Annotated in this window: 26 protein-coding genes and 1 pseudogene; 10 read left to right on the forward strand and 17 right to left on the reverse strand. The window is 70.6% G+C overall.

Features of this window, described 5'->3' with window-relative positions:
- Positions 1-22: 22 nt before the first annotated feature.
- On the reverse strand, positions 23-556 hold the full coding sequence (locus ACFJIX_RS22030) for a response regulator (protein ID WP_377154842.1): 534 nt from the start codon (positions 554-556) through the stop codon (positions 23-25).
- Between the two features lie 304 nt (positions 557-860).
- Between ACFJIX_RS22030 and ACFJIX_RS22035 the strand changes: the two genes are divergently transcribed.
- From ACFJIX_RS22035 to ACFJIX_RS22050, 4 genes are all read left to right on the forward strand, one after another.
- Entirely contained in the window at positions 861-1,367 is a 507-nt protein-coding gene (locus tag ACFJIX_RS22035) for a hypothetical protein (RefSeq protein WP_377154843.1), read from the forward strand.
- A gap of 105 nt (positions 1,368-1,472) precedes the next feature.
- Entirely contained in the window at positions 1,473-1,853 is a 381-nt protein-coding gene (locus ACFJIX_RS22040; RefSeq protein ID WP_377154844.1) for a YqjD family protein, read from the forward strand.
- A 13-nt stretch (positions 1,854-1,866) separates the two neighbouring features.
- The gene (locus ACFJIX_RS22045) at positions 1,867-2,451 is read left to right on the forward strand and encodes a hypothetical protein (protein ID WP_377154845.1); all 585 of its coding nucleotides are present in this window, start codon (positions 1,867-1,869) and stop codon (positions 2,449-2,451) included.
- The gene (locus ACFJIX_RS22050; protein WP_377154846.1) at positions 2,426-2,980 is read left to right on the forward strand and encodes a hypothetical protein; all 555 of its coding nucleotides are present in this window, start codon (positions 2,426-2,428) and stop codon (positions 2,978-2,980) included. Before ACFJIX_RS22045 ends, ACFJIX_RS22050 begins: the two co-directional genes overlap by 26 nt.
- A gap of 77 nt (positions 2,981-3,057) precedes the next feature.
- Here ACFJIX_RS22050 and ACFJIX_RS22055 read toward each other — a convergent pair whose 3' ends face one another.
- The 3 genes from ACFJIX_RS22055 to ACFJIX_RS22065 form a co-directional block, all read right to left on the reverse strand.
- Positions 3,058-3,516, reverse strand: a complete 459-nt coding sequence (locus tag ACFJIX_RS22055) for a PA2169 family four-helix-bundle protein (RefSeq protein WP_377154847.1) — start codon at positions 3,514-3,516, stop codon at positions 3,058-3,060.
- 47 nt (positions 3,517-3,563) lie between these two features.
- Positions 3,564-5,966, reverse strand: coding sequence for an ATP-binding protein (locus tag ACFJIX_RS22060; RefSeq protein WP_377154848.1), 2,403 nt, complete (start codon positions 5,964-5,966; stop codon positions 3,564-3,566).
- Between the two features lie 107 nt (positions 5,967-6,073).
- A complete protein-coding gene (locus ACFJIX_RS22065; RefSeq protein WP_377154849.1) occupies positions 6,074-7,327 on the reverse strand; it encodes an AI-2E family transporter in 1,254 nt (417 codons plus the stop codon).
- A 652-nt stretch (positions 7,328-7,979) separates the two neighbouring features.
- Between ACFJIX_RS22065 and rpoN the strand changes: the two genes are divergently transcribed.
- Positions 7,980-9,383, forward strand: a complete 1,404-nt coding sequence (rpoN, locus tag ACFJIX_RS22070) for an RNA polymerase factor sigma-54 (RefSeq protein ID WP_377154850.1) — start codon at positions 7,980-7,982, stop codon at positions 9,381-9,383.
- A gap of 762 nt (positions 9,384-10,145) precedes the next feature.
- On the opposite strand, the gene ACFJIX_RS22075 is transcribed toward rpoN, so the two are convergent.
- Positions 10,146-10,448, reverse strand: coding sequence for a hypothetical protein (locus ACFJIX_RS22075; protein ID WP_377154851.1), 303 nt, complete (start codon positions 10,446-10,448; stop codon positions 10,146-10,148).
- Positions 10,449-10,625: 177 nt separating this feature from the next.
- Here ACFJIX_RS22075 and ACFJIX_RS22080 point away from each other — a divergent pair, with 177 nt between their 5' ends.
- Complete coding sequence (locus ACFJIX_RS22080) at positions 10,626-11,747, forward strand: mechanosensitive ion channel family protein (protein WP_377154852.1); 1,122 nt, start codon at positions 10,626-10,628, stop codon at positions 11,745-11,747.
- 234 nt (positions 11,748-11,981) lie between these two features.
- Here ACFJIX_RS22080 and otsB read toward each other — a convergent pair whose 3' ends face one another.
- From otsB to ACFJIX_RS22100, 4 genes are all read right to left on the reverse strand, one after another.
- On the reverse strand, positions 11,982-12,782 hold the full coding sequence (gene otsB, locus ACFJIX_RS22085; RefSeq protein WP_377154853.1) for a trehalose-phosphatase: 801 nt from the start codon (positions 12,780-12,782) through the stop codon (positions 11,982-11,984).
- Positions 12,779-15,067, reverse strand: a complete 2,289-nt coding sequence (locus ACFJIX_RS22090; protein WP_377154854.1) for a trehalose-6-phosphate synthase — start codon at positions 15,065-15,067, stop codon at positions 12,779-12,781. Before ACFJIX_RS22090 ends, otsB begins: the two co-directional genes overlap by 4 nt.
- Positions 15,064-15,648, reverse strand: a complete 585-nt coding sequence (locus ACFJIX_RS22095) for a hypothetical protein (protein WP_377154855.1) — start codon at positions 15,646-15,648, stop codon at positions 15,064-15,066. Before ACFJIX_RS22095 ends, ACFJIX_RS22090 begins: the two co-directional genes overlap by 4 nt.
- A 103-nt stretch (positions 15,649-15,751) precedes the next feature.
- Positions 15,752-15,964: a hypothetical protein gene (locus tag ACFJIX_RS22100; RefSeq protein WP_377154856.1), complete on the reverse strand. Its 213-nt coding sequence runs from the start codon at positions 15,962-15,964 to the stop codon at positions 15,752-15,754.
- 313 nt (positions 15,965-16,277) lie between these two features.
- On the opposite strand from ACFJIX_RS22100, the gene ACFJIX_RS22105 reads away from it, so the two are divergent.
- Positions 16,278-16,523, forward strand: coding sequence for a hypothetical protein (locus tag ACFJIX_RS22105; protein WP_377154857.1), 246 nt, complete (start codon positions 16,278-16,280; stop codon positions 16,521-16,523).
- The gene (locus ACFJIX_RS22110; RefSeq protein ID WP_377154858.1) at positions 16,520-17,083 is read left to right on the forward strand and encodes a hemerythrin domain-containing protein; all 564 of its coding nucleotides are present in this window, start codon (positions 16,520-16,522) and stop codon (positions 17,081-17,083) included. Before ACFJIX_RS22105 ends, ACFJIX_RS22110 begins: the two co-directional genes overlap by 4 nt.
- Here the strand turns inward: ACFJIX_RS22110 and ACFJIX_RS22115 are convergent.
- The 6 genes from ACFJIX_RS22115 to ACFJIX_RS22140 all read right to left on the reverse strand — a co-directional run bounded on the left by ACFJIX_RS22115 (position 17,040) and on the right by ACFJIX_RS22140 (position 22,897).
- Positions 17,040-18,560: a type II toxin-antitoxin system HipA family toxin gene (locus tag ACFJIX_RS22115; protein WP_377154859.1), complete on the reverse strand. Its 1,521-nt coding sequence runs from the start codon at positions 18,558-18,560 to the stop codon at positions 17,040-17,042. The two genes, ACFJIX_RS22110 and ACFJIX_RS22115, sit on opposite strands and share 44 nt — an antisense overlap.
- Positions 18,557-18,883 (reverse strand): helix-turn-helix domain-containing protein, encoded by a 327-nt coding sequence (locus tag ACFJIX_RS22120; RefSeq protein ID WP_377154860.1) that lies wholly within the window; start codon positions 18,881-18,883, stop codon positions 18,557-18,559. Before ACFJIX_RS22120 ends, ACFJIX_RS22115 begins: the two co-directional genes overlap by 4 nt.
- 121 nt (positions 18,884-19,004) lie before the next feature.
- Entirely contained in the window at positions 19,005-19,514 is a 510-nt protein-coding gene (locus tag ACFJIX_RS22125; protein ID WP_377154861.1) for a hypothetical protein, read from the reverse strand.
- 136 nt (positions 19,515-19,650) lie between these two features.
- Positions 19,651-21,120, reverse strand: a complete 1,470-nt coding sequence (locus ACFJIX_RS22130) for a PQQ-dependent sugar dehydrogenase (protein WP_377154862.1) — start codon at positions 21,118-21,120, stop codon at positions 19,651-19,653.
- A gap of 123 nt (positions 21,121-21,243) precedes the next feature.
- Positions 21,244-22,098, reverse strand: coding sequence for a hypothetical protein (locus tag ACFJIX_RS22135; protein WP_377154863.1), 855 nt, complete (start codon positions 22,096-22,098; stop codon positions 21,244-21,246).
- A gap of 403 nt (positions 22,099-22,501) precedes the next feature.
- The gene (locus ACFJIX_RS22140) at positions 22,502-22,897 is read right to left on the reverse strand and encodes a hypothetical protein (RefSeq protein WP_377154864.1); all 396 of its coding nucleotides are present in this window, start codon (positions 22,895-22,897) and stop codon (positions 22,502-22,504) included.
- On the opposite strand from ACFJIX_RS22140, the pseudogene ACFJIX_RS22145 reads away from it, so the two are divergent.
- Positions 22,830-23,084 (forward strand): annotated as a pseudogene (locus ACFJIX_RS22145) (TonB-dependent receptor plug domain-containing protein); the annotation flags it as partial. The gene ACFJIX_RS22140 and the pseudogene ACFJIX_RS22145 overlap by 68 nt on opposite strands.
- Before the next feature lie 35 nt (positions 23,085-23,119).
- Here ACFJIX_RS22145 and ACFJIX_RS22150 read toward each other — a convergent pair.
- Complete coding sequence (locus ACFJIX_RS22150) at positions 23,120-23,287, reverse strand: hypothetical protein (protein WP_377154865.1); 168 nt, start codon at positions 23,285-23,287, stop codon at positions 23,120-23,122.
- An 86-nt stretch (positions 23,288-23,373) separates the two neighbouring features.
- Here ACFJIX_RS22150 and ACFJIX_RS22155 point away from each other — a divergent pair, with 86 nt between their 5' ends.
- Positions 23,374-24,801, forward strand: coding sequence for a TonB-dependent receptor family protein (locus ACFJIX_RS22155; RefSeq protein WP_377154866.1), 1,428 nt, complete (start codon positions 23,374-23,376; stop codon positions 24,799-24,801).
- On the opposite strand, the gene ACFJIX_RS22160 is transcribed toward ACFJIX_RS22155, so the two are convergent.
- Positions 24,747-26,297 (reverse strand): hypothetical protein, encoded by a 1,551-nt coding sequence (locus ACFJIX_RS22160; RefSeq protein ID WP_377154867.1) that lies wholly within the window; start codon positions 26,295-26,297, stop codon positions 24,747-24,749. The two genes, ACFJIX_RS22155 and ACFJIX_RS22160, sit on opposite strands and share 55 nt — an antisense overlap.
- Positions 26,298-26,381 lie beyond the last annotated feature (84 nt).

Below are 26,381 nucleotides of genomic sequence, written 5' to 3' on the forward strand. Positions count from 1 at the left end.
AGGGGCAGCCTCCGCGACGCGCTCAGCGCACCCAACCGTAGTCGGTCTGGCGCGGCGCCAGCGACTGTTTGTGCCGGGCCATCAGGCCCGGCTCCCGTCTGGCACTGTCGGCGGCCGGATCGATCATGACGCCGGTCTGCAGTCCATCGGCGGGCGCGGCAATCGCATCGGCGGGTCGCAAGCCGCGTGGCGGCGGCAGCAGTTCGGCCAGGCGGGCCAGCGTCCTGCGCACATCCAGCGGCTTGGCCCACAGCTCGAGGAAGCCGCAGCCGAGGGCGTCGAAATCGGAATCGGCCGTCACCGCGATCGCCGGCACCTGCGCCCAACCGCGCCGCATGCGCAGCAGCTTCAGCAGGTCCGACCCGTGGCAGTCGGGCAGGTGGAGATCGACCAGCAGCAGCGACGGCTGCAGCTGCGCGCTCAGGCGCCAGGCGGGCATGCCGGCCTCGGCGACGTGCAGGCGCAGGTCGCGGCGCTGCTCGAACATCGCCTCCATCACGATGACATTGAGAGGGCTGTCTTCGACGTACAGCACCGACGTAAGGCCGTCGTTCATCGTTTCGCTCCTTCCCTGTTCGAATACGGTTGGTCGCGAGAGAGGGCAATCGCCGTGCCTGAATGTCTCCCCAACCCTGGGGATTCCATGCGGGGGCACCGGGCCTGCACCGGGTGGATATCGACGCTTCCCGGAGGCAGTAGGCTCGTCCGGTGTAACCGGTCGATGATCCATCCGTCAATCTCGGTGACACGTTGAGTAGGCCTTCTTTTTTCTCCGGTTCGCCTGCGGGAAAGGCGCTGCTTGCAATGGGTATGAGGCTTGCCTTGCCGGGAAGACTCACGCCTCACTTCAAGGAGCTTCCATGGCCACCAGCCTCCGACCCGGCGCCGCCGACAAGCCCGATGACGACGAGCGCCCCACCAGTTTCGGCGTGTACAAGCCGGTGGATCACCTGGTGATCAGCTTTCCCGGCGCGGCCGATGCCGGCCAGGCGCGCGCGGCGCTGAGTGCGCACGGCATCGCCGACGCCGACCTGCATGCGATCACCGACCGCGAGATGATCGAGCTGGTCGAACGCGACCTGAAACGCGCCAGTCCGCTGGCCGCGATCGGGCAGGAGATCAACCTGCTGCGCAGCCAGGGCGAACTGGCCGAGCGGGGCTACCACTTCCTCGTCGTCAAGGCCAGGGACGATGCGCAGGCGCGCGAGATCGCCGAGATCGCGCGCCGCAACCACGCCGAGCGCGCGCAGTACTACGGCCACTTCATCATCGAGGAGATGCTGGAACCCGAGGGCGGCCGACCGCAGGTGTCCGAGTCGCCGCACCGCGGGCTGGACACGCATCCCAAGCCGCCGCTGCCGCGCTGAGCCGGTCTTTCCCCCGGTCGCGCCGTCGAGGCACGCCGCTTGCCATCTCGCTCTCCACCGATCCATGCCCTTGCTGCCACTGCGCACCACGAAAGGAAACTTCCCATGAGCACCACGCCCAACAACGAGAAGAGCGACAAGACCGTGCCGTTCACGACGGCCGAAGATGCCGCCAAGCTGGCCAACGGCACGGGATCGTCGAGCGCCACGCCGTCGAGCACCGCAGCCGCCGATCTGGTGAGCCGCGTCGCCGACAAGGCGCACGCGACGATCGACCGCCTCGCGACCACCGCCGCGCCGAAGGCGCAGCAATTGCAGAAAAGCCTGGAGGACACGAACGAACTGCTGCACGAGCGCGCCGAGCGCCTGCGCACGACCGGCAACGAGTGGTGCGACAGCCTGCGCTCGAACGTGCGCGAACATCCGCTGATGGCCGTCGGCACCGCGCTGGCGGTCGGCCTGCTGATCGCGCGTCTGACGCGCTGATCGCGGCGCGCTCATGAGCGACGTGCCGCACGCCTCGCCGTCCTTCCCGCCCCCGTTCCCGCCGCCACCACCACCACCACCGCCGCTGTCCGAGGGGCCCCGAGGGGCCTCCGGCACGGCGGGTGCTGCGGGCGCACCGGGTGCATCAGGCCCGACGGGCGGGCCTTCGCCTTCGGGCGGGGTCCCGCCCACCGGTGCCGGCTGGTTCGGCGATCTGCAGGGCATGGCCCGCGCGGCGCGCGGCATGTTGTCCGGGCGACTGCTGCTGCTGGCGCTGGAGCTGCGGCGCGCCAGGCACGGTCTGGTCAGTCTGGCAATTCTCGGCGTCGTTGCCGCGATCGCCGGCGCCACGGCCTGGCTGGCGCTGTGGGCCTTGCTCGTCGCGTTGGCCGTGCACTTCGGGCTGAGTTGGCCGTGGGCCTTCGCCGGCGTGCTGGTCATCAACCTGCTGCTGCTGGTGTGGGTCGTCGCCGCGATGAAGGCGCTGACGCCGATGCTGGCGCTGCCGGCGTCCCGCCGCCAGTTCCACTGGCTGTTCAACGATCCGATGGATCCCGAGGAACCGAGCCCCGATGCCAGCCACCCCAGACCGTCCTGACCCCCGTCGCATCCCGGACGTCCCCGATCACGGGGGCGAACCGGCGTCGATAGAGGAACTCACGCTGCGCATCGAGATGGCGGAACTCCGCGTCGTGCGTCGCGACCTGGAGTTCCGGCTGCACTGGGATTCATTGCAGCATCGCGGCAAGGCCGTGATGACGCCGGGCCGCTGGCTGCTGCCGGCGCTGGGCACCGGCGCGAGCTGGATCTTCTGGCGCCTGGTGCGCGGCAAGCGGCGTCGGCACGACCGGCAGCGCGCCGACGATCCGCGCGCCCACGCCTTCCAGGCGCCGCGCGAAGCCCGGGGCGCTCACGCCGAGTCGGGCGCCGAACGCCCGGAACTCGGCACGCTGCAGTTGCTCACCGTGCTCTGGGGACTGGTGCCGACGCGCCTGCGCGGCCAGGTCGGTCCCGAAGTCGCGCAGCTGCTGATGGGTGTGCTGGCGGGCTTCCTGCAGGGCCGCAAGAAGCAGCGCGAAGAGACTCGAGAACAGACCCGCGCGGAGACACGAGAAGCCGCGCGTTAGAACGTTAGAACGAAGCCCGATGAAACGGAAAAGCGCGCCCGAGGGCGCGCTTTGCGTTGGTGGGAATCGAGACCGCCTTACACCTTCTCGGCATTGCGCGCCTGGTCGCGCAGCAGCTTGATCTGATCGTGGTTGCGCAGCGTCCCGGCCAGTTGGCGCTGGACGACTTCCAGCACGCCGGCGGGCAGGTCCTTCTGCGCCGCCTTGCGGTAACGCGCGACGGCCGCGTCCTCGCCGCGCTCGCATTCCTCGAGCATGGCCTTGTCGCTGTAGCCGGTCAGCGTGCCCTTGACGGCGACCCAGCCGCGGTGGAGCGATCCGGCGGCGCTGCCGTCGTCCTCGGGCGTGCCGCCGTGCTGGCGCACGAGCTGCTGCAGTTCAGAGGCGGCCTGGCGGCAGTCGGCCGCGCGCTGCGCGAAGACCTCGCGCAGGCTGGCGCTCTTGACGTGTTCGGCGGAGCTCAGGAATCCGTACTCGCCGTCCTTGCAGGTCTCGATCAGCGTGTTCAGTTCGTCGATGACGTCCTTGTTGTCCATGGCAGTCCTTTCCGATCGGGGGAGTGGTGATGCCATGAATCAGCAAGTCACGTACCCGTCGGCAACCCCATCGCGCGCCGCAGCGCCTCCAGGATCTGCGACGGCGACGCGGGCTTGCGCAGCACGATGAACGAGGACTCGGCCGTCAGCGCCTCGCTGTAGCCGCTGATCAGCACGACGGGCAGTCCCGGGCGGCGCGTGCGCAGCTCGCGGGCCAGCGCCTGGCCGTCCATCGAGCCCGGCATCACCACGTCCGACAGGACGATGTCCACGGCCGCGCCGCTGCCGAACAGCTGCAGCGCCTCGTCTGCATCCTTGGCGCTGAGCACCTGGCAGGAGAAGCTGCGCAGCAGGCCGGCGGTGACGCGGTTGAGTTCCTCGTTGTCCTCGACCAGCAGCACCCGCATGCCGGCCAGGCTGTTGGTACGCCCGTCGTCGCGCGTGCGCTCGGTCCCGTCGACGCGCGTCGCGTCGGGCACGAGACGCGCGCTCGTCTGCGCCGGCAGCAGCAGCGTCACCGTCGTGCCGGCGCCGAGCTGGCTCGCCACCCGCGCCGTGCCGCCGGCCTGGACGCAGAAGCCCAGCACCTGGCTCAGGCCCAGGCCGGTGCCCTTGCCGACGGGCTTGGTGGTGAAGAAGGGCTCGAAGACGCGCGCCAGCAGGTCGTCGGGGATGCCCGGACCGCGGTCGGTGACGCTGATCGCGACGTACTCGCCGGGCGCGAGGTCCTGCACGTCGCCCGGCGACGCACGGCCGGCCTCGACGGTGATCTCGCCCATGCCGTTGGTCGCGTCGCGCGCGTTCAGCGCGATGTTGATCAGCGCGAGCTCCAGCTCCGACGGGTCGACGCGCACGCTCGGCAGGTCCGGCGCCATCGTCATGGCCAGCTGCATGCGCTTGCCCAGCACCGTGACCAGCAGTTCCTTCATCTCGCCCAGCGTCGAGCGCAGGTCCACCACCTGCGGGTGGACCGGCTGGCGGCCCGCGACGCGCAGCAGATGCTGGGTCAGGCGGCTGCCGACGTCGACGGACCGCATGATCGCGCCCAGCGGCATCGCCAGCGATTCGGCATGCGGGCTGCGCTGGATCAGGTGGGCGCTGTTGCTGATGACGCCCAGCAGGTTGTTGAAGTCATGCGCGACGCCGCCGGTGAGCCGGCCCAGCGCGGCCGTGCGCTGGGAACGGGAGCTCAGTTGCTCGGCCTCGCGCGTGCGGTCGATGGCCTCGTTGACGCGCTCCTCGAGCTCGTAACGCCCCTGGTGGATCGCGGCGCTCGCATCCTCGAGCGCGAGCGCGACCTCGTCGCACTCGACCATGCCGGTCTTGCGCGCGCGCACCGGCTCGCCGGCGCGCAGCTCGTTGGCGATCTCGTTGAGCGCGTGGATCGGCCCGGAGATGCGCCGGCTGATCCACAAGGCGCCGAACATGCCGACCAGCACCAGCAGCAGCGCGCCGATCGCGATCGGCTGCAGCGCCGCGCGGGCGCCGAAGCCGCCCGGGCCGCCGTCGCGCGGCACCGCGGTGACCACCGTCCAGCCCTGCGGCGACTTGCTGAAGTAGCCCAGCACGGGCTTGCCGTCGAGGTTGACCGACTCGAACTGCGCCTCGTCGCGCGTGGCCATCAGGCGCTTGAGGTCGTCGGTGCCCGGACGTCCGGCGTAGCTGATGCCGCCCGGATGGCGTGCCACGACGGTGCCGCGGCCGTCCATGATCGTCGCGGTCCAGTCGGGCGGAAGCCGTTGCCCATCGATGATCTGCTGCAGCTCCTGCGGCAGCACGGCGATGCTCATGTTCAGCCAGACATGGCCGCCGCGCTCGATCGGCTGGATGATCTGCGCACGCAGCTGGCCGGTGGCCGGATCGGGACCGAGGTCGCCCATGACGGCCTGCTCCACCAGCGGCACGCCTTCGCGAACGAGCACCGGGCGTGAGGCGGCGGCGGTCGGCAGGTCCGGCGGCAAGGCCGCTGCTGCGGCGGTGCCGGCGGTGCCCGCGATCGTGCCGGGGGCCGCGCCGACGGTCGGGGACGCGGCCGGCGGCGCCGAGGCCGCGGTCATCGCGGACGGCACCGTCGAGGTCTCGGGCAGGCGGCCCGGCGCCAGGCGCGTGCTGAACAGCGTCCGGTCGGGCGCGTTCAGTTCCACCCAGCCCGACAGGCCTTGCATCGCGCGACGCGACTGCAGTTCCAGCATGGCCAGGTCATCGGGCGGGATCTGCGGCGACGCGTCCAGGATCTGCGACAGCGACAGCACCCGCGCGATGCCGGCGCGGCGGGCCAGCTCCTTGTCGACCACCATGGACAAGGCCCGCGTGCTGTCGCGCATGTGGCGCACGGTGGCATCCTGCTCGTCGCTCCAGGTCTGCCAGCTGACCCACAGCGCCGCGATGATGCCGGGCAGCATCACGGACAGGACGAGCACGAGCAGGCGGGAGCGGATCGGCAGGGGCATGGGCGGTCGGGCGGAGAAACGGTCGGGCCGCCACGGCCAGAGGCCGGCGGCGAGGACGAGCCAGCGAGGGCGGGCGCGTCGAGGCGGCAGATTATGGGCGGTGCTGTTCAAGGGCGTTCGGATGGACGACCGGGGCGCCATCGGCAAGGGGCGGGGGGACCTGCGGCGAGATCTGCGGCGACATCTGAGGCGACATCTGCGGCGAAGCGAGGGACGCGGCGTGCTGCGGCCGCGGCGGCCCGCAGCAGCGTGCTCAGCGGCGTGCAGGGGCGGTCGCTGCCGCGCAGGTAGACGGCGACCGGACGCATCTGGCGGTTGCGCTGGCTGATGCTGCGCAGGCAGATCAGCAGCGGCACGGCCAGCACCGCGCCGGCGACGCCCCAGAGCCAGCCCCAGAACATCACCGACAGCAGCACCGACAGCGGATTCATCGACAGGCGCTTGCCGATGACCATCGGGGTCACGAAGTTCGATTCGATCGCGTGGATGCAGAGGTAGGACAGCACCGGCGCGGCCAGCGCCGCGAAGCCCGCGTCGCCGAGCGAGGCGGCCAGCGACGCCGCCAGCAGCAACCCGCACATGATCAGTGGCCCGAGGTAGGGGATGAAGTTGAACATCGCCGCCAGCGCGCCCCAGAAGCCGGGGTTGGGCAGGTCCACGAACCACATGGTGCCCGACACGACCAGACCGACGCCGATGTTGATCGCGCTGACCGAAGCCACGTAGCGCGAGATGTCGCGCTGCGCCGCGCGCAGGCCGCCCAGCACCATGGCCCGCAGACGCGGACGATGCGGCAGCAGCTCGATGCAGCGTGACAGCACCCAGTGCTCGGACGCGAGCAGGAAGTAGAGCAGGATCGTGGTCGCGGCCGTGGACACCAGGAACTTCAGGCCGATGCCCAGCGCCTGCGCCGTCAGCGCCACGCCCTCGCTGGCGATGCGCTCGCGCACCGGGTCCGTGGGCGGCGTGGGCGCCGCCGCCCGGCCCGAAGTCCGACGCTCGACCGGCGGACCGAATCCCGGAATCGCCGCGCGCCACCGGTCCACCTGGTTCAAGGCCTTGGAAACCGCCACCGGCGCACGCTGCCACCACTGGGCCACCGGCTCGGCCAGCAGCGCCACGCTCAGCACCGTGCAGCCCACCACCGTGGTCACCAGCATGGCGGCGCTCACCGATTCCGGAATGCCGTGGTGACGCATCGTCCGCACCGCCGGCGCGAGCACGAAGGTCAGGATCAGCGCCACCAGCACCGGCAGCACGATCGCGCTCGCTTCCTTCAACAGGAAGACCAGCGCAATCAAGAGCAGGCCTCGCGTCGCCCAGCGGCGCATCGTGGTCGGGGGCAGGGCGGAGGGGCGCAAGATGGTAAGGATGACGGGAGAGGGGTCCGGGCAGGCTCTCGAAGCAAGGGCTGGGCCAGCGGGGGAGCGGTACCACCGGGTTTCGGGGGAGGTACAGGGCGGTTACGGCGGTGGTGGTGGGGCTGGGGAGGTTCCTGGACCCCGGTCGGCCAAGCGCGGGCGCTCCACGAGGCAGGGGGCATCGCCTCCGCGAACCCCCAGCCTCATTCCGGCCCCATCGCCGCTCTGGGACTTCCGGAGAGTCGTCGTGCGTAGATCGGCGCGGTCGACGGGGCGAGCAGAGTCCGGCCGTCGGTAAAAGGTGCCGAAAGCCTTGCGGGGCAAAGACGGTTGGGACGGGCGGGTGGACGGTCGGCGAACCTGAGTGGCCGGTGGGTGAGGCAGTCGGGTTCGCTGCGCGTCGGTGCGCCCGATCCCCGGCAGGCCCCATGCCTGCTGCGTTTGCGGCATTCGGGCGGGCACGCCGAATGACGGACGCTCCGCCATATGAAACATCCGCGGCGAGGTGGCATGGTCCTTGCGCTGATGGCTCCATCAGGCCGGTTCGCCGGCACTGCCTACAACCCGTTCCCGTCCTCGTCGGCGGGACCCTCCGGAACCGGTTGCAGGCAGTTTCACCCTCTACCGGACAGGAGTGTCACAAGTGGGAGCAATGGAACTCAGGCACGAGCACAGGCAGACACAGACGCTGTCGCCTCGCCTCCAGCACGCCGTGCGGCTGCTGCAGATGTCCTCGCTGGACTTCACCACCATGGTCACCGACATGCTGGGGCGCAACCCCTTCCTCGAAGTGACCGAAGGCTCGGACGATGCCTCGCCGCTCGACGCCGACGTGCCGGTCGCGTCGTCGCCGGTGATGTCGGACACGCCGGAACCGTTCCCGGACGACCGCGAGATCTGGCGCGCGGAGAGCTCCGGCTCGATGCGCCGCGCCGAGGACGGCGAACTCAGCGCGCTGGAGATGACCGCCGCGCAGACCTGCCTGCGCGAACACCTGCGCAGCCAGCTCAATGTGCTGCGGCTGTCGCCGCGCGATCTGGTGCTGGCGACGATCGTGGCCGAGTCGGTCGACGACGACGGCTACCTGCGCTCCTCGCTGGAGGAACTGGCGGCGGTGGCCCAGATGCAGCCGCCGGTGGCGATCGAGGAAATGCAGATCGCGCTCAAGCGCGTGCAGGCGCTGGACCCGCTGGGCGTGGGCGCGCGCAGCGTCGCCGAATGCCTGCTGCTGCAGCTGCCCAAGATCGAGGACGCGCGCAGCCGCATGCTGGCTGAACGCATCATCTCGCAGCACTTGAACCTGCTGGCGTCGCGCGACATTCCTTCGCTGGCGCAACTGCTGGACGTGAGCGTCGCGGAGGCCGAGACGGTGTGCCTCAAGCTGCGCCGCTTCGACCCGCGGCCGGGCTGGCGCTACGAGACCACGCAGGCCGCCTACATCGTGCCGGACGTGCTGACCACCAAGGTCCGCGGCCAGTGGCGCGTGCAGCTGAATCCGGCGGTGATCCCGAAGGTGCGGATGAACCAGGTCTACGCCGAGCTGTTCCAGCGGCACCGCCAGCAGGGCCATGCGGAGATGGCGACCCATCTGCAGGAGGCGCGCTGGACGATGCGCAACATCGAGCAGCGCTTCTCGACCATCCTGGATGTGGCCGACGCGATCGTGCGCCGCCAGCGCCACTTCCTGGAGTTCGGCGCGATGGCGATGAAGCCGCTGGGCCTCAAGGAGATTGCCGACGAGGTCGGCATCCACGAGTCGACGGTCTCGCGCGTGACCAACAACAAGTACCTCGCGACGCCGAGCGGCGTGTACGAGCTGAAGTACTTCTTCTCGCGCGCGATCGTGAGCAGCAACGGCAGCGCATGCTCGGGCACCGCGATCCGCGGCCTGATCAAGGACATCATCGAGGCCGAGCGCGCGGACAACCCGCTGTCCGACGCCGAGATCACCCGTCAGCTCGCCCGCCAGGGCCTGGTGGTGGCACGCCGCACGGTGACCAAGTACCGCCAGATGCTGCGCATCGACGCGGTCGAACGCCGCAGACAACACAGCTGACGAACCGATTTTCCCGAGGCGCGATGGAGACAAGGACGGAGCCCGACGAGGCTCCGTTTTCATTGGCGTCGCGGGAACCGGGCGTGGCCGGTCACAACTCATGCCGCCTGATGTCGCCCCGATCGCGGACGGCCAGAGAAGCGGGAGTGCCCAGGCCATGTGGAATGACAGTTTCGTTGCGCGGTTCGCCGGCCCGTACCGTGCGCAGACCATGCAGGACGATCTCGACGAATGCAGGGTCGGAGACCCTTCGTCACGCCATTGTCTCGACGTGGGATGTCACGATCGCGTGGACTACGCGCGCGCTGCCGGAGGTCGACCGGCTGTGTCGGTCCACGGCCCGCTATCGGGACCAGTCGAGCGGTCGGTCGAGCGGTCGGTCGAGCGACCCTTCCAGTGGCGACTGGCAGCGGCAATGGAACCAGTGCGCCTTCGTGTGGGATCAATGGGCCACCTTGATCCGGAGCGATCTGGAGGCCTTCCCGCGAAAGATAGGCGGAGCGACGAGCGCCACGGGCATCACCGCGGGCAATCTCGGTCACGACTACCGGGCCTTCCTGGCACTCGAATCCCGGTGGTTGCGATCGTCGCGCCGTCCCCCCTTGCCGGAATCCTGGCTGGTTGACGCGGAACGTCCTTCGACACCGAGGCCCCCGATGTCATTGACCGGCAGCCCGCTCCCGTCGCGCCTGGTGCCGTCGGCGCCGCCGCTGTCGATGCCCTGGATGGACGATCTCGGGGTGGCCTGGCCGCCGTCGTCCGTCAGCGGGCAGGACCCTTCGCCGGCGCCGTCTTCCTGGCGTCGTTGACCATCTGGTCGCGTCGTTCGGCGTCGAGGCCCGGCGTCGAACGCAGATCGGTGTCCACCTGACCCTGCTTCAGGTCGTCGTGAGCCTGGCCGATGACGGTGCGCTGGTTGTCGCCAGCGGCGCCGCTGCCCATGCCGCCGGTCGAGTCGCCGCCGGTACTCTGGTCGCGCTCATGCGGCAGCTGCGCGTCGTCGTTGTGCGTCGGGGCCGCGTCGGGCTCGACCTGTCCGGGCGAGACCGGGGCCTTGTCCAGCATGCGGGCGCGGTGCCTGGCCCTCGGTGGGGCGGTCGGTCTTGTTGTCGGTGGTGCTGGCCATGGCGAGCTCCTGGTTCATTGCGATGCCTGTCCGAGGCAATCGGCCCACCCGCGCCGGAGCGTCCGACAACACGCTGGTCCAGGCTGCGCCGGAACGGCTCTTGCCCGCCCGCCGGCATGCAAGCCTGGAAGACCCGTTTCACGATCCTCGACGCCGACCTCATGCTCTGGGGTCAGCTGTTGCTCGGCGCCCTGGTGATCGTCGCCGGCGCGCTGCTGCTGCACGCGATCCTGCGGCCGATCGCGGTGCGCCTCACGCGCTTCTCGCCGCTGCTGAGCTCGGTCGTGCGGCGTTGCGACAACCCGGCCCGATGGGCGCTGCCCGTCATCGGCCTGCTGATCGCCGCGCAGGGCGTGCCGGACACGATGCCCGGCATCAATGGCGTGCAGCATCTGCTGGGCGTCCTGTGCATCGTCGCGATCGCGGCAGTGGCGGCCGGGGCGATCACCGGCGTCGCCAACGGCGTGGCGCTGATGAACCCCGCGGACGTCGAGGACAACCTCGCCGCGCGCCGCATCCAGACGCAGACCAAGGTGCTGGCGCGCGTCGCCAAGGGCGCGGTGATGCTGACCGCGCTGGCCTTCATCCTGATGACCTTCCCGCGTGCGAAGCAGGTCGGCGCCAGCCTGCTGGCCTCCGCGGGCATCGCCGGCCTGGTCTTCGGCCTGGCGGCGAAGTCGGTGTTCGGCAACCTGCTGGCCGGTCTTCAGATCGCGATGGCGCAGCCGATCCGGCTCGACGACGTGCTCATCATCCAGGGCGAGTGGGGCAGGGTAGAGGAGATCACCTCGACCTATGTCGTGCTGAAGATCTGGGACGAGCGCCGGCTGGTCATCCCGCTGCAGTGGTTCATCGAGAACCCGTTCCAGAACTGGACACGCACCAGCTCGAGCATCCTCGGCACGGTCATGCTATGGGTCGACTTCACGCTGCCGGTGAACGAGCTGCGCGAGAAGGCCACGATCATGTGCAAGGGCTCGGCGCATTGGGACGGCCGGGTCTGCGGCGTCCAGGTCGTCGAGACGACGGAACGCACGATGCAGATCCGCGTGCTCGTCAGCGCCAAGGACTCCGGCAAGGCCTTCGACCTGCGCTGCGAGTTGCGGGAAGGTCTGATCGCCTGGCTGCAGAAGACCCACCCGCAATCGCTGCCGCGCGTGCGGGCGTTGGTGGAAGACATCCCCGCACCGTCGGCACCCGTGCTCAAACCATCGCTGCCGCCGTCGCCGGCACCTTGATCGGTATTGCTCCCTCTCCCGCTTGCGGGAGAGCCACCGTGTCAAGCGCTTCTTGCTCCCTCTCCCGCTTGCGGGAGAGGGCAGGGGTGAGGGCCAGCGGCCGTGGACGTGCCGACGCCGTTTGGCATCCTCGCCAGCCCTCGACTGCCAGGGCCGTGCACGGTTCGGGGCGACCGGGTCCCCTTTTCTCCATCTCCCTCCTTTGTCGGCCGCCCCGGCCGACAAATTCCCTCCCTAAGTTCCGAAAAGGGGACCCGGTCGCCCCTCTCCCGAATCACCGAGGTGCTCCAGCATCAGGCGGAGCACGACGTCGATCTCCGCTTGCTCGTTGAGGTAGTACCTCGCGTGGCTGTGGTCGAGTCTCGGGCCCACGCGCACGGTGACCCAATCGGCCTCGGCACGCTGGAAGGCCGGCTCGTCGTTGGTGTCGTCGCCAACGTAGAAGCCCGCGTCAGCGCCGTAGCGCGCCGTCAGCCGAGCCATCGCGTCTCCCTTGTCGGGGGCACCCTCGACCAGCACGTTGACAACACGCTTGCCAGGCTCGGTGGCAATGCCCGGCGGCAGATCCGCGATCAGCTCGGCAATCGCCTCGCGCGCGGCAGCAGGATTCGGCGCCATCCGGTAATGGATCGCGATCGACGCACCCTTGTCTTCGATCGTCGCGCCAGCCTCGTTGAGCCCCGGCTCCATGCGCAGCATGCGTTCCCGGAAGGTGCCGAGCGTCGTCACCACGTGCGGATCGGGGCCGTCGAACTCGTCCTCCGCGCCGTGGTTGCCGACGATGTGCGTGGGCTTGAAACCCAACCGGTGCCGCACGTCCAGCACCTGCCGACCGCTGACCACCGCGACCGGCACGCGCGCGACCAGTCGTTCCAGCAGCTTCGCGGTGGGCTCGGGCAGCCGCGCCTCGTCCGGATGCATGACGATGGGCGCGAGCGTGCCGTCGAAGTCGAAGCCCAGCAAGGGACGTCGCGTCATGAGGCGGGCGACCGCGGCGCGGCCCTCCGCGTCGAGCAGATATCGCACCGGCATCATGGCGTCAGGGCCTCCTCTCCCGCCTCTCTCGATCGCCGCTGCACGCGACGCGTGATGCGCTCGCGCAGCCGCCATTGACCGGCGTCGGTCAGCATGCGGCCGGCCCAGCGGTAGACGTTGAACTCGCGCACCGTCATGCGCAGGCTGGCCATGCGTTCGCGTTGCTCCTGCGGCGGCATGAGCGCCGCGCGGTGCAGGGCATCGGTGGTCTCCTCGACGTGGTACGGATTGATCACCAGCGCCTCGGGCAGCTCGCGCGCCGCGCCAGCGAAGCGGCTCAGGATCAGCACGCCCTGGTCGTCGTCGCGCGCGGCGATGAACTCCTTGCAGACGAGGTTCATGCCGTCGTGCAGGCTGGTCACGACGCACATGTGCGCCGCGCGGTACAGCGTCATCAACGCCGCATGGTCGTGGTGCTCGGCCAGCAGCAGCACCGGCTTGTAGCCGGGGCCGCCGAAGCGCAGGTTGATGCGCTCGGTGACGCGGTGGATGCGGTCCTGGAACTCGCGGTACTCCTCCAGCGCGCTGCGCGTGGGCGCGGCGACCTGCACGAGGACGAATCGACCCTGCCACTCGGGATGCTTCTCCAGCAGGCGCTCGACGGCGTGCAGCCGCTCGAGGATGCCCTTGGTGTAGTCGAAGCGGTCCACGCCGACGGCCAGCACCGTGTCGGGCGCCAGGTGCAGCCGCTCGAAGATCGCCGCGCGCGCCTCGGCCGGCGAGTCCCAGGCGGCACGCTCCTCGTCGGTCGGCCAGGCGATCGAGATCGGGTAGCTCTGCACCAGCGTCGGCTCGCCTTGGTAGCTGATGGTCGAGTGCTCGTGCTCGATGCGCGCCTCCAGGTAGCGGTCCACGGTCTCGGTGAAGTTCTTGCAGTGGAAACGCGTGTGGAAGCCCAGGATGGTGCTGCCCAGGATGCCCTGCAGCAGTTCGCGTCGCCACGGGCAGATGCCGAAGGACTCGGGGTTGGGCCAGGGGATGTGCCAGAAGGTGATGATGGTGGCCTTGGGCAGCTTCTCGCGGACCATGGCCGGCAGCAGCGCGAAGTGGTAGTCCTGCACCAGCACCACCGGATCGTCGCCGCGCGCCTCGGCGACGACGGCATCGGCGAAGCGCTGGTTCACCGCGCGGTACTGCGCCCAGTCCGACTCGCGGAAGACCGGTCGCACGTGCGCCACGTGACACAGCGGCCAGAGGCCTTCGTTGGCGAAGCCCTGGTAGTAGCCGCGCTCTTCTTCCTCGCTCAGCCAGACGCGGCGCAGCAGGTAGTCCTGCGTGTCCGGCGGCACGGCGACGCGGTCGTGCGCATCGACGACGTCGCGGTCGGCGCTGCCGCTGCCGTGCGCGATCCAGGTGCCGGAGCAGGCGCGCATCACCGGTTCGACCGCGGTGACCAGGCCGCTGGCGGGACGGCTCACGGTGATGCCGTCGGGACCGCGCTGGTGGATGTAGGGCTCGCGGTTGGAGACCACGATCACCTGGTCGCCGCGCAGCTGCGTGCGCAGCAGGCCGCGCAGCCGCTCGGGATCCCAGGGCGTCAGCGGGCCGTGCTCGCGGTAGAGGTTGTCCTCGAGCTCGCGGATGTGCTGGCGGATCTCGACCTCCAGCGGTTGCAGCTCGGGCGGCGGCGTCTCCGGTCCGCCGCGGAAGCCGGAGGTGTTGAGCAGCGGCCGCACCAGGCCCTCGCCGCGCAGGATGGCGCGCATGCCGGAGACCCAGCCGCGCCAGCTGAGCTGCGCCACGATCATCGTGATGCCGGCGATCGCCAGGCCCAGCACCGTGATGAAGATGATCATGTAGCGCCGCGTGTCCAGGCTGCGGCGGTCGGGCAGGCTGAGGTCGTGCAGCAGCACCAGCCGCTCGGCGTCGGGCTGCTGCGGATTGACCGGGAAGACGCCGATGTGGACGGCGCCGCTGGCCAGTTCCAGGCGCGGGTCCTTCTGGGCGGCGCTGACCTCGGCTTCCTTGCAGCTGAGCGAGCCCGGGAAGCCCTTGGTGCTCATGACCTGCGTGCCGTCGGGCGCGCACAGCGCGATGCCGACGAGACGCTCGTCCAGCACGCCGCGCTCGAGCAGGTTGCGCAGGCGTTCGCGCTGGGCGCTCGGGTCGATGTCGCTGATCGCGACGGACAGGGTCTTGGCGACCATCGCGCCGCGCAGGCTCAGGTCGCGCGAGAACCAGCGCAGCGTCATGCGGTCCAGCAGCGGCAGCGCCAGCAGCGCCGCGAGGGTCAGGGTGATCAGCAGCGGGACGAGGAAGCGGATCTGGAGATGCAGCGACTTCATGCCCGACCCCCGGCGCGACGCGGCGCAGGGTCTGCAAGGAAGAGGTCCCCGTAACCGTCGTCGTCGTCGTCGTCCGCATCGTCGCCGTCATCGGCGTCGATCTCCTGGTCGACAGCGGCCGGATGGCGCTTGAGCGCATGCATGCCGCCAAGCGCCAGCCCGGCCGCGAAGGCACCGTAGACCAGCAGCAGGCTGGCCACCGACGGCGGTCGCGTGCCGGAGGCCGTGGCGCGCTTGTCGGCGCCGGGCGTGAGCACGCTCGGCGTGACGACGCGGTCGACGCCGACGGCCACCGCCGTGAGCAGCAGCGCATCGGTGACCGCGTTGCCGCGGGTGGGCCGGCGGCGCGTCGCGCGCAGCCGGTCGTAGAGCGCGCCCCACACCAGGCCGGTGGCGGCGTGCAACGCGATGTCGGCGGCGGAGGTCTTCAGCGGCGGGCGGCCGACACGGTATTCGGAGCGACCGACCAGATGGGCATGATCGGACCGGCTGCCGCGCAACAGCGCCAGTCCTGAGAACAGGCTGGCCAACACGCCATCGGCGCATGCCCGGCGCAGCGCCGGGAGCAGCAATGCATTCAAAGGCGACTCCTGTGACAGAGGGAAACAACCCCCCATGGACGGCAATCGCCGTGCCGCCCACGCCAGGGGTGGGCCGGCATGCGCCCCCGCTTCCCCCGGCGCCTCAGTTCACGGCCGTCGGCGGCGGCATGTAGGGCGGTTCGCGCACGGGCACGGGGTTCTCGCCGGGGATGGGCGGATCGATCACGCCGGGCGGGTCGTCGCCGGGTTCCGGCGTGGGGCCGTGCGGCGGCGGCGGAACGAAGGGGGCCTCGTTCGGATGCGGCGGGTTCGGCGGAACCGTGTGAGCCTCGAAGGGCAGGGGCAGCTGGTGCATGGCGTTCCTTTTGTCTGCGCAGGCCCTTGCAAGCGGCGCGCCCGATGCCATCGCGGTTTCCGCGCCCCGATGGCGCGCTTCCTCGCCGCGCGGGCGCAGGACCGGGAGTTCTGTCGGCAAGCACTGCAGAAGGCCGTGCGGATCGGCCGGCCAGGTGAGGACCCGTGGAGGCGCCCCGATATGCCCGCATGTGCCCGGTCCGGCTGCTCCTTGGAGCCGGGGCGGCACCGCATTTGCCAGAACTCGACGGAACTCAAGTGAACCCGGTCATCGGTCCAACCCACTGCACCTTACTGCCGAGGAGGCTCGCTCCATGAACGACAAGGCATTCGAGACGCCCTGGCAACTGCTCTGGACGGCGATGACGGCCTCGCCCAAGCCCGATCAGCCGCGACGCCCGGACGAGGGGCGTCCCGCCCAGCCGCCCGCGCCCGGGCCCGACCAGGCGCCGCATGAGCATCCCGACGACCCCGGCGTGCATCCGGATGGTCCGAAGCGCTACCACGACGACCACGCGGCGCCCGCGCGCCAGCAGCTCGAGCAAGGGGAACCCGCATGAGATCGCACGTCCTGCCGCAGGCCGATTTCCGCGCGGACCTGATGGCGCGCGACGAGGTCGTGGCGCTGCTGGTCGACGACCACCAGCGCGCGCAGCACGCCTTCCACCAGTTCGACCGGCTGTGGGCGCTGGGGGACCACGAATCCTGCGAAGCGCTGGTGCGCCGCACCTGCGCGCTGCTGACGGTGCATGCGACGCTGGAGGAAGAGCTGTTCTACCCCGCGGTCCGCAGGTGCCCGGAGATCGGCGCCGTCGAGCGGCGCCTGATCAACGAGGCCGAGATCGAGCACCTGGTCGTGCGCATCCTGATGTCGCAGCTGCGGCGCATGCGCGCGGAGGACACGCAATTCGCGCCCCTGGTGGGCGTGCTGGGCCGCTACGTCAGCCATCACGCGCAGGACGTGGAGCAGGGCATCCTGCCGCGCCTGACGCATGCATCGTCGGTGGACTGGCGCGCGCTGTCCACCGCGCTGCGCCGTCGCCGCGACGAGCTCGACCGCCAGTGGCGCGACGAACTCAGCCAGGAGAGCGCGGAGTACGAGCGCCAGCAGGACGCGTGAGCGTCGGCGGGCGCGAGCTCAGGCGACTGCCGGGTCCGACGGGGGCGCTGTCGCCGCCGCTGCCGCCGCTGCCGAGCGTGCGGCCGCGCGCTCGGCACGGCGCGCGAGCGACATCACCAGCGGATGTGCCATGAAGTGCGCCAGCAGCCGCGCCTTTTGCTGGGCGGTCAATGTCGACGACTCGATCATCGAGGGCCAGGCGGCGAATGCCGCCTTCACGCAGCGCGCGATGGCCGTGTCGGCGGGCTTGACGGGAATCCTCAGCCGATCGCAGAAGATCCGGAGCAGCGCGGGCGACATCGACTGCCGCGGGAGCGGCGCCTGCGCGACCTCCGGCGTGGCGGCGCGGCGGGGAAGCAGCGTCGGCGGCAGGATGTGCAGGGCATGCCCACGGATGCGCTGGAAGGCCGCATACGCCACCAGGTCGTAGGCGGGCGACAGCGTCGGGGGTGATGCCGTCGAGGTAGCGCACGCCGAGGTTCTTCAGGTGCATGTCGGCGTTGCCGATCATCTCGTTGACGACGATGCGCCGCAGCAGTTCGTGCACCGCCGGCTCGCCCATCGACGGCTCGGTCATGAGTACCGCGGCGATATCGAGGTAGCTGATCCGCAAGCCGTCCGGCCCGCGGCCGTACTTGTCCTCGGGCGCGCGGCCGAGGACTTGCGCGAAGTCCTCGACATGGATCCGTCCCGCGGGTGAGCGGTCGAAGCGGGTCACCGCGAGGAATCGGGTCTGCGCCGTCGCGTCGCCGAGGTCGTAGCCATGCTGCAGACCCAGGCGCTCCAGTGGCTCCAGGGTGGCCTCGCAGGTGTCCACGCCGGCGGCGCGCGCCAGCCGCAAGCTCAGCGCCTCGACCTCGGGCAGCAACGGCTGGCCCACCACCGGCAGCTTCGCGATGATGTGGGTGTCGTGGTCCTTGGTCCTGCCGACATAACGCTCGCCGTCGCGGATGACGCCGAGCTTGGGCTGCACGCCCGACAGCGATACGCCTTCCTCGAGCGGGTCCGCGGTGACCGACATCTCCAGCGCATCCTGACCCTGCGTGACGTAGCGCGCGAGTTCCTCGCGGGTCAGCTCGATCGGGAGTGCGCGGACGTTGCCGGGCAGGTCCTTGCCGCAGGCGGCGAGCATCTCGAAGTGGTCGTCGGGCGCGCAGTCGCGAAGTTCCGCGACGTGATGGCGGAACACGCCTTCGGGCAGCAGGTTCTGGAAGAAGCTCGGCAGCATCCAGCCGGCCGACGAGGAACGACGGCCGTTGAAACTGACCGAGCGGATGTCGCGCCACAGGGCGGCCTGCGCCTCGGGCGTCGTCGCCCGCATGGACAGCGACAGCGTCGGCGCGTCGGCGCCGGCCCGCGTCATGAGGTCTTCGTCGGCAACGAACCGGTTGATGACTGAGTCGTCGTTCAGGACGTACTGGAACAGCACCCCCAGACGCAGCGCGCCCAGATGGATGGCCAGGACCTTGACGTTCATGGGCGGCCCTTGGCGGCCTGGCGGGCGTCGCGCTGCGCGTGCAGCGCTTCCAGGGCTTCCGTGACCACGGAACGCACCGGCGGGCCGACCGCATCTCCCGCCGCGACCGCCCTCGCGGCGCCCTTGGGGACCAGCACCAGCTCCAGCCCCAGCTGATGGGCCACGGCCACCAAGGTGGATACGCGGAAGTCCTCCTGACCGCTGAGCACATGCGTCAAGGTGCGGGCGGAGATGCCCGCCGTGTCGGCCAGGCGCGCCTGCGTCAGTCCGTTGCGGCGGGCCGTGTCACGGAGGATGCCGGCGATGTCAGGGAGGGTAAGCATGGCAATAAAGTTCCAATTCCTTCTGAAAAGGTACTTTATTACCAGACTGCGGTCAAGCGAATTGGAAATAAAGTGCCATATCCACAAGATATAGAACTATATTGCCATATCACTTCCTCGTTCAGAGGCGGCGCGATCTGTCGGCATGACGGTGCCCTGCACGGCGCCGCCTGATCGGCAGACAGCACAGGAGTTGCGCGAGCTGCGCGAGCAGCGACGGCGCCGGACGAGCGCGCGGACGGAAGACGCGCCGGCCGTTCAGCCGATCCAGGAGGGCCTGCGCCAGTTCGCGGTTGGTCTGGAGCTTGGCCGTGGGCGGCAGGGTGGCCGTCGTCTCGAGGTAGGCCCGTGTCCGGTCACGCAGCCGGTCCGCGCGGTCCTTGCCGCCATGGCGCATCCAATCGGCGCGCAGGCGCTCGACCTCCTTGAAGTGAACCGGCTTGCCCTTGATCCGGGCGACCCACGGCCATCGGGGGCCGGCGGCAGGTGGCATGGCCGGCGTCCGTCCGCGATCCAGGACGCCCTCGACAAAGCGGCGCTGGGCATGGTCGAAGGGCGAGGGCGCGGCGTCGTCATTCGCCGCGCGCGAGGCGGGAGAAGTACGGAACAGGCGGCCGAGGGTGTTGAACATGACGCAGGGACTCCTCGCGCCTGCCGCCGACCCGATCGGGTTGTCGCGGGGCGCGAGGGCTGTGTCGAGTCCCCGGCGGACCGGGTTCCCGTGAACCGGACGCCCGTGGACCGGACGCCCGTGGACCGGACGCCCGTCAGCGCGAGGCGGGCGCGCTGGCCGCGCCGGCCGCCGGCGGGAACGCCGACTGCGGACCCGAGCCACCGGCCGCGGTGACGCGCCAGATCACGTTGCCGACGTCGTCCGCCACCAGCAGGGCGCCCTGCCGGTCGAGCGCGACGCCGACGGGGCGACCCATGGCCTGCCCCTGGGCATCGAGGAACCCGGTCACCACGTCGACCGGCAGGCCGCTGGGCTTGGCGCCGACGAAGGGCACGAACACCACCTTGTAGCCCGCCGGCACCTTGCGATTCCACGAGCCGTGCTGGCCGATGAACATGCCGTGCGCGAAGTCCTGCGTCAGCTTGTTGCCGTCCGCCGAGGCCAGCCCCAGCGAGGCCGTGTGCGCGCCCACCGCGAAGTCGGGCACGAGCGCCTTCTCCACGAGTTCGGGCCGCTGCGGCTTGACGCGTTCGTCGACGTGGTTGCCGTACCAGCTGTACGGCCAGCCGTAGAAGCCGCCGTCCTGCACGGAGGTGATGTAGTCGGGCACCAGGTCGTCGCCGAGCTCGTCGCGCTCGTTCACGGCGACCCACAGCGCCTTGCTCGTGGGCTCCCACGCGAGGCCGACGGGGTTGCGCAGCCCGGAGGCGAACACGCGCGTCGACCCGCTCTGCAGGTCGATCTCCAGGATGGCGGCGCGGCGCTGTTCGTTCTCGATGCCGTTCTCGGCGACGTTGCTGTTGGAGCCGATGCCCGCATAGAGCTTGGTGCCCTCGGCGTTGGCGATCAGGCTCTTGGTCCAGTGGTGGTTGATCGTGCCGCCGGGCAGGTCCGCGACCTTCGTCGGCTGGCCGGCGAGCCGGGTCTGGCCGGTCGCGTAGGGGAAGCGCACCACCGCGTCGGTGTTGGCGACGTAGAAGGTGTTGCCCACCAGCGCCATGCCGAACGGCGAGTTCAATCCTTCCGCGAACGCGAAGCGCTGGTCCGCGACCCCGTCGCCGTCGGTGTCGCGCAGCAGGGTGATGCGGTTGGCGCTCTTGGGCGTGGCGCCGGCCTTCTTCTGGAACTGCTTGGTGATCCAGGCCTTCGGGCCCTTGCCGTCGTCCGGGCGCACGGGGGCGTTGGTCTCGGCGATCAGCACGTCGCCGTTGGGCAGCACGTAGACCCAGCGCGGGTGGTCGAGCTTGTCGGCGAAGCGCGTGACCGTCAGCCCGGCCGCGGCCTGCGGTTTCGCACCCGCGGGCCAGCCGACGGCCTTGGCGACGTTGATCGTCGGCACCAGGGACTTCTGCGGCTCGGGCAGCACGGGTTTGGGGCCGTAGCCGGGCGGGGTCGCGGGTTGCGCTTCGAGCGCCAGCACCCCGCGCGCGCCACCCGCCAGGCCGGCCAGCGCGGCGACGACAGCGACGGCGTGGGTGATCCGACCGGCGCGGGGCGACACGAGGCGTGACACGCGGGGCGCCAGGGACGAGGGCAGGGAGGACGCGGGCATCTTCTTGTTCATCGGCTTCTCCGTCGAGGAGCCGCCCCGGACGGGGCGGCGGCAGCGGACGGACCAGCAAGCGGGATGCCCGGCGCCCCAGCGCTGCGGCGGCCCGCCCCCTCAACGCCGCAACGCCTCAGCGCTTCAGCGCCGGAACTCCAGCGCTTCAATGTCCTCCAGGCAATTGGCGGCATCGCGCATCAGCATCTCGAGCGGCAGCCGCGGATCGGCTGCTTCCACCGCGCGTTTCAGCGCACGAAGCGGCGCCAGCAGCTGGGGAACCAGCTTCAGGGAGAGCAGCATGTCGTCGGGAAGGTGGCCCTCCAGTTCCCGCTTGCCGTGAACGAGCGCCTTTTGCACGTCGAGCTCCTGGAGGCGAAGGATCGCGTCGCGCAGGTGCCCCTCCAGCGGTTGGCCGGCGAGGGGGCTCACATGCCGTCCGTCGGGGGTGCGGAAGAGCTTCGACACACCGCTGTCCGCCGCCCTGCAGATGTCGCGCAACGACCCTTCCGGCGTGGTGAACTCGCGAGCCACGATCCCGCCGTCCGGACCGCGTTCGAAATCGCTCCAGTCCGGTGTCGGACGCCCGAGGATCCATTGACCGAGCAGCGCCCGCTGCAGTTCCTGCCTGTCCGGTGGATCCTCCTCGTAGGAAGCGGCCAGCGGCGCGCCGACGACCGCGTCGACGATCACCACGGGCGACTCACGCGGGGACTTCCTCGAGCCGTCGATCGTGGCCCGGGGCAGACAGAAGTCGATGCCCGTCGATTGTTGCGCCGCCTGATGCAGCGTCGACGCCATCGCGGCCCTGATCGCGCGCGCGGTCGTGTCCCTGGCGCTTTCCACCCCGGTGATCGGCAGGAGTCGATACACCGGCGCGTCCTCGCCAGCGTTGACCAGCGCCTCGCTGCAGCCCACCGGCGGATGCAGATCGGGGTCCGCGGCCCGGAGCCTGCGCACATGCGCGGCGCGCGCGAGCGGCGAGTGTTCCTGTTCCATGCGAACCAAGGGGTTTCGGGGCCACGGTCGCGCGAGGCGCGGACACGGACACGGACGCGGGGGCGGACGCGGGCGACGGTGTGGTCCGCGGGTCCGCAGCCTGCTTGCCCGCCGGTCGATGCGGGATCAGGGCTCGGACCTCCTTGGCCACCTTGTGGGCGGCGCCCTTCAATCGGGTCTTTGGCGCCTTCAGTGTCTTCTTGAAGGCGCGCAAGGGCCGGCCCAGCAGGCGCTTGGTGAAGCTCGTCTGGCCCGAGGTCAGCGGTGTGGACGGATCCGAGGGCGCCATGGGCGTCTCCTGGACGTGGAAGATCGATTTGAAGACGGTCGGCATGCGATGGAACTCCTGGCCGCCCGGCCGCCATCCCGGTGGGATCGATGCTGCGGGCATGACCATATGTCTTCATCCGACAACCGGTGGTTCCGCGAACCGTCTTGCCACGAACAACACCTGGCACCCCGCTTGCTCTGGCAGCTGCCTGTTCGAAATGCGGTACACAGGCATTCCTGGGAGGATGATGAAGACGATTCGATACACCGCCTGCGCGAGCGCGGCCCTGGGACTGCTGGGCGGACCGGCCTTCGCCCAGCAGGCGCCAGCGCCGGCACCGAACGCGCAGGCATCGAACGCGCGGGCACCGAACGCGCAGGCATCGAACGCGCAGGCGCTGCCGACCGTGGTCGTGTCCGGCAGCGTGGCCGAGCGCCGGCTCGACGAGGCGCCGTATGCGGTGTCCGTCATCGACGCCGACACGCTGCGCGGCGCCGGGCCGATGATCAACCTGTCCGAGGCGCTCAACCGTGTCCCCGGCCTCACCGCCAACAACCGGCAGAACTACGCGCAGGACCTGCAGCTGTCCTCGCGCGGCTTCGGCGCCCGGGCGCCGTTCGGGGTGCGCGGACTGCGGCTCTACACGGACGGCATCCCGGCCACGATGCCGGACGGGCAGGGCCAGGTCACGCACTTCGACCTCGCCTCCGCCGCGCGCATCGAGGTGCTGCGCGGGCCGTTCTCGGCGCTCTACGGCAACAGCTCGGGCGGCGTCATCGCGCTGGTGAGCGCCCCGGTGCGCGAGCGCTTCGCCGAACTGGATCTCGACGCCGGCAGCGCCGGCTTGCGCCAGGCGCGCGTCACCGCCGGCACGCCCTTCGGCGACGGCTGGGAAGCGCAAGGGGGCGTGTCGCACATGGAGACCGACGGCTTGCGCCCGCACAGCGCCGCGCGACGCACCCTGGCCGAACGGGCGCCTGGCCTGGACTGGCGCGCGCGACCAGGTGCTGCTGCTCATCAGCGACATCGACCAGCGCGCGCAGGATCCGCTCGGACTGACCGCCGCGCAGTTCGCGGCGGATCCGGACCAGACGGCTTCGCAGGCGGAGCAGTTCAACACCCGCAAGAACGCGAGCCAGACGCAGCTCGGCGCGCGTTGGCGGCATCGTTTCGACGAGGCGGGCGCCTTGTCCGAGAGTGTCCTGACCGCCTACGGCGGGCGGCGTTCGGTGACGCAGTGGCAGTCCATCGCCGTGGGCGCGCAGACACCCGCCGGCAGCGGCGGCGGGGTCGTGGACTTCAGCCGCCGCTACGACGGTGTCGACGCCCGCCTGCTGTGGCGGCTCGGACCGGCGACGCTGGTCACCGGCGTGAACGTGGAGCGCCAGACGGACGATCGCCAGGGCTACGAGAACTTCGTCGGCACCGGCGCGTCGCAGCAGCTGGGCGTGACCGGCGCGCTGCGCCGCAACGAGGAGAACGAGGCCGTCACGCGCGAGGCCTACGCGCAGTTGGAACTGCCGCTGACGACGACGCTCACCGCCAGCGCCGGCGTGCGCGCGGGACGCGTGTCGCTGTCCGCCCGCGACCGCTTCCTGGCCAACGGCGACGACTCCGGATCGCTGCGCTACGACTACGCGAATCCGGCGGTGGGCCTCGGGTGGAAGCTCGCGCCGTCGCTGCTGCTGCACGCCGCGCTGGGACGCGGCTTCGAATCGCCGACGCTCAACGAACTGGCCTACCGCGCCGACGGGTCGGGCGGCTTCAACACCGCGCTGCGGCCGCAGAAGAGCCTGCAGCAGGAGATCGGGGCGAAGTGGCGCGGGGGTGATGTCGAGCTCGACGCCACCGCGTTCCACGTCGCCACGCGCGACGAGATCGGTGTGCTGTCCAACAGCGGCGGGCGCTCAAGTTTCCAGAACGTCGGACGCACGCGGCGCAGCGGCGTGGAACTGTCCGGCGCCTGGGACCTCGCGCCGCGCTGGCGCGCGCAGATGGCGCTCGGCACGCTGAAGGCGCGCTACCGCGACGGCTTCCTGACCTGCACCGGCACGCCGTGTCCGACGGCCAACGTGCCGGTTGCCGCGGGCAATCGCATCGCGGGCACCAACGGCGGCAGCGCCTACGCCGAACTGGCGTGGCGGCCGTTCGAGGCCGCACGCGACGGGGAGCTCGCGCTCGAATGGCGCGGTGTCAAGCGCACCGCCGCCAACGACATCAACAGCGAGGCCGCGGCCGGGTACGGCCTGCTCAACCTGCGCGCCCGCCACGGATGGACCTTCGGCGCGATGCGTGCGGAACTGACCGCGCGCATCGACAACGCCGCCGACCGCCGCTACGTCGGCAGCGTCATCGTCAACGACGGCAACGGCCGGTTCTACGAGCCGGCGCCGGGGCGCTCGTTCTGGGTGGGACTGTCGTTGCGGCTGTAGCGCGACTCGGCGGCGATGATCATTTCCGTCAGCATGTTCAGCCGGTCGCGCACGACCTGGATGCGGACCGTATCGTGTTCGTCGAGATCGTCCACGGACTGGGCGGTCTCCGCCATCCAGCGGCGAAGTTCCTCGATCCGGCGATCCCGCCCGGGCACGGCCCAGGCGGGCATCGTCACCGACGGACCGGGTGTCAGCGTGGCCCAGGGTGCCAACGGGGTGAGCGGGACGGCCGCGTGCGGCCAGAGCCGCCGGTCGAAGGCGCGGAGCTCGGCGAGCGGGTCCGCTCGACCTGCCGGTCGGCGATCGTCTGCCCGAGGGCGAGCCGTGGCGCGGGCCGCCGGCGTGGTCAGTTCGCTCAGCCGTTGTCGATAACGGTCGACGAGGATGCGCAGCGACAGCGTCGGATCCTCCTCGACCAGCTGCTGCACGAGGCGCAGGCTGCGCACGCCCAGGCGGACGGCGTCGCGGCTCAGGAGTTCATCGGGGAAGGCGCGCGGATTGGCGGCGCACAGGTGAAGCTCGTGGCAGTCCCGCACCTGCCGGCGCACGCTGAACAGCCGCGCCTCCAGCTCGTCCGCGTTGATCGACCGCAGGCGAGCGACCAGGCCGGCATCCAGCGGCGCATCGGCGGCGGCGAGCGATGTCTCTCGCAGCGGATGCCTGAGCAGGCCGTTGATGCGGACGGGGCGGTGATGGACGGCGGCCATGCCCATCGGTTCGAGAAACGCCAGACCGAAGTCGATGGCATGACAGCGACCGTCGTCCTCGACGCAGAGGTTCTCCCACTGCAGGTCGAGGTCGCCCAGCATGAGCTTGGCCAGCACGGCGCGCTGGAGTTCCGGCGCGGGGATCCGCGAGGCCGTCTCGCCGTCCGCGTCGATCCAGCGGCGGTACTGGACCGCGTCGATGGCCCCGCGCTCGGCCGCGGCGGTGGCGGCAGTGCCCAGGGTCCGCCCGGGCAGACCAGTCTGGATCAGCGCCGGGGCGTCATCGAAGCGGGCGATGCAGGCGCGGTTCTCCGCGAAGCGAAAGCCCGTCTGCCGGGTGATCTCCGCGTGCGCCGCCGCGGCCATCACTTCGCGGAACGCCGCCGCCCCCGCGGGCAGGCCGCTCTGGTCGGATTCAGCCGCCAGCGGCTTGACGACGTGGGCGACACCGCCGGCGGCGTTGTGGATCAGCAGGACCTGGCTCGATCCGGTGTCCGCCGCCGTGGCGCCGAATCGCCTGCGCATCGCGCCGGCATGTGCCGCCGTCTGCCGCGATGCCACCTCGGTCCGGGACAACGACGCGGCCCGGGCCAACGACGCGTCCGGGATGGCGGTGGCGGGCCACGCGGCGTCGTGGCGCAGCGGGAACTCCCGGTCGATCCGTCGCTGCTGCGCGCGTCGACGGGCCGGGCCGACGCCGAGCCGGCTCAGCAGTGCCTCGACGAATCGGCCTTGCGGCTTGTCCAGCGCACGGTGTCGCCGCGGGTCGGTCTCGCCGGGGCCCATGGCGGATGCGGTTGCGGTTGCGGACGGGTCGAGGTCGCGCGGGCGCGCAAGGAACGGGAGGCGCATGTCGTCGATGTTCCGTGG

This window comes from Roseateles sp. UC29_93 (assembly GCF_042695725.1).
Lineage (GTDB): Bacteria > Pseudomonadota > Gammaproteobacteria > Burkholderiales > Burkholderiaceae_C > Roseateles > Roseateles noduli_A.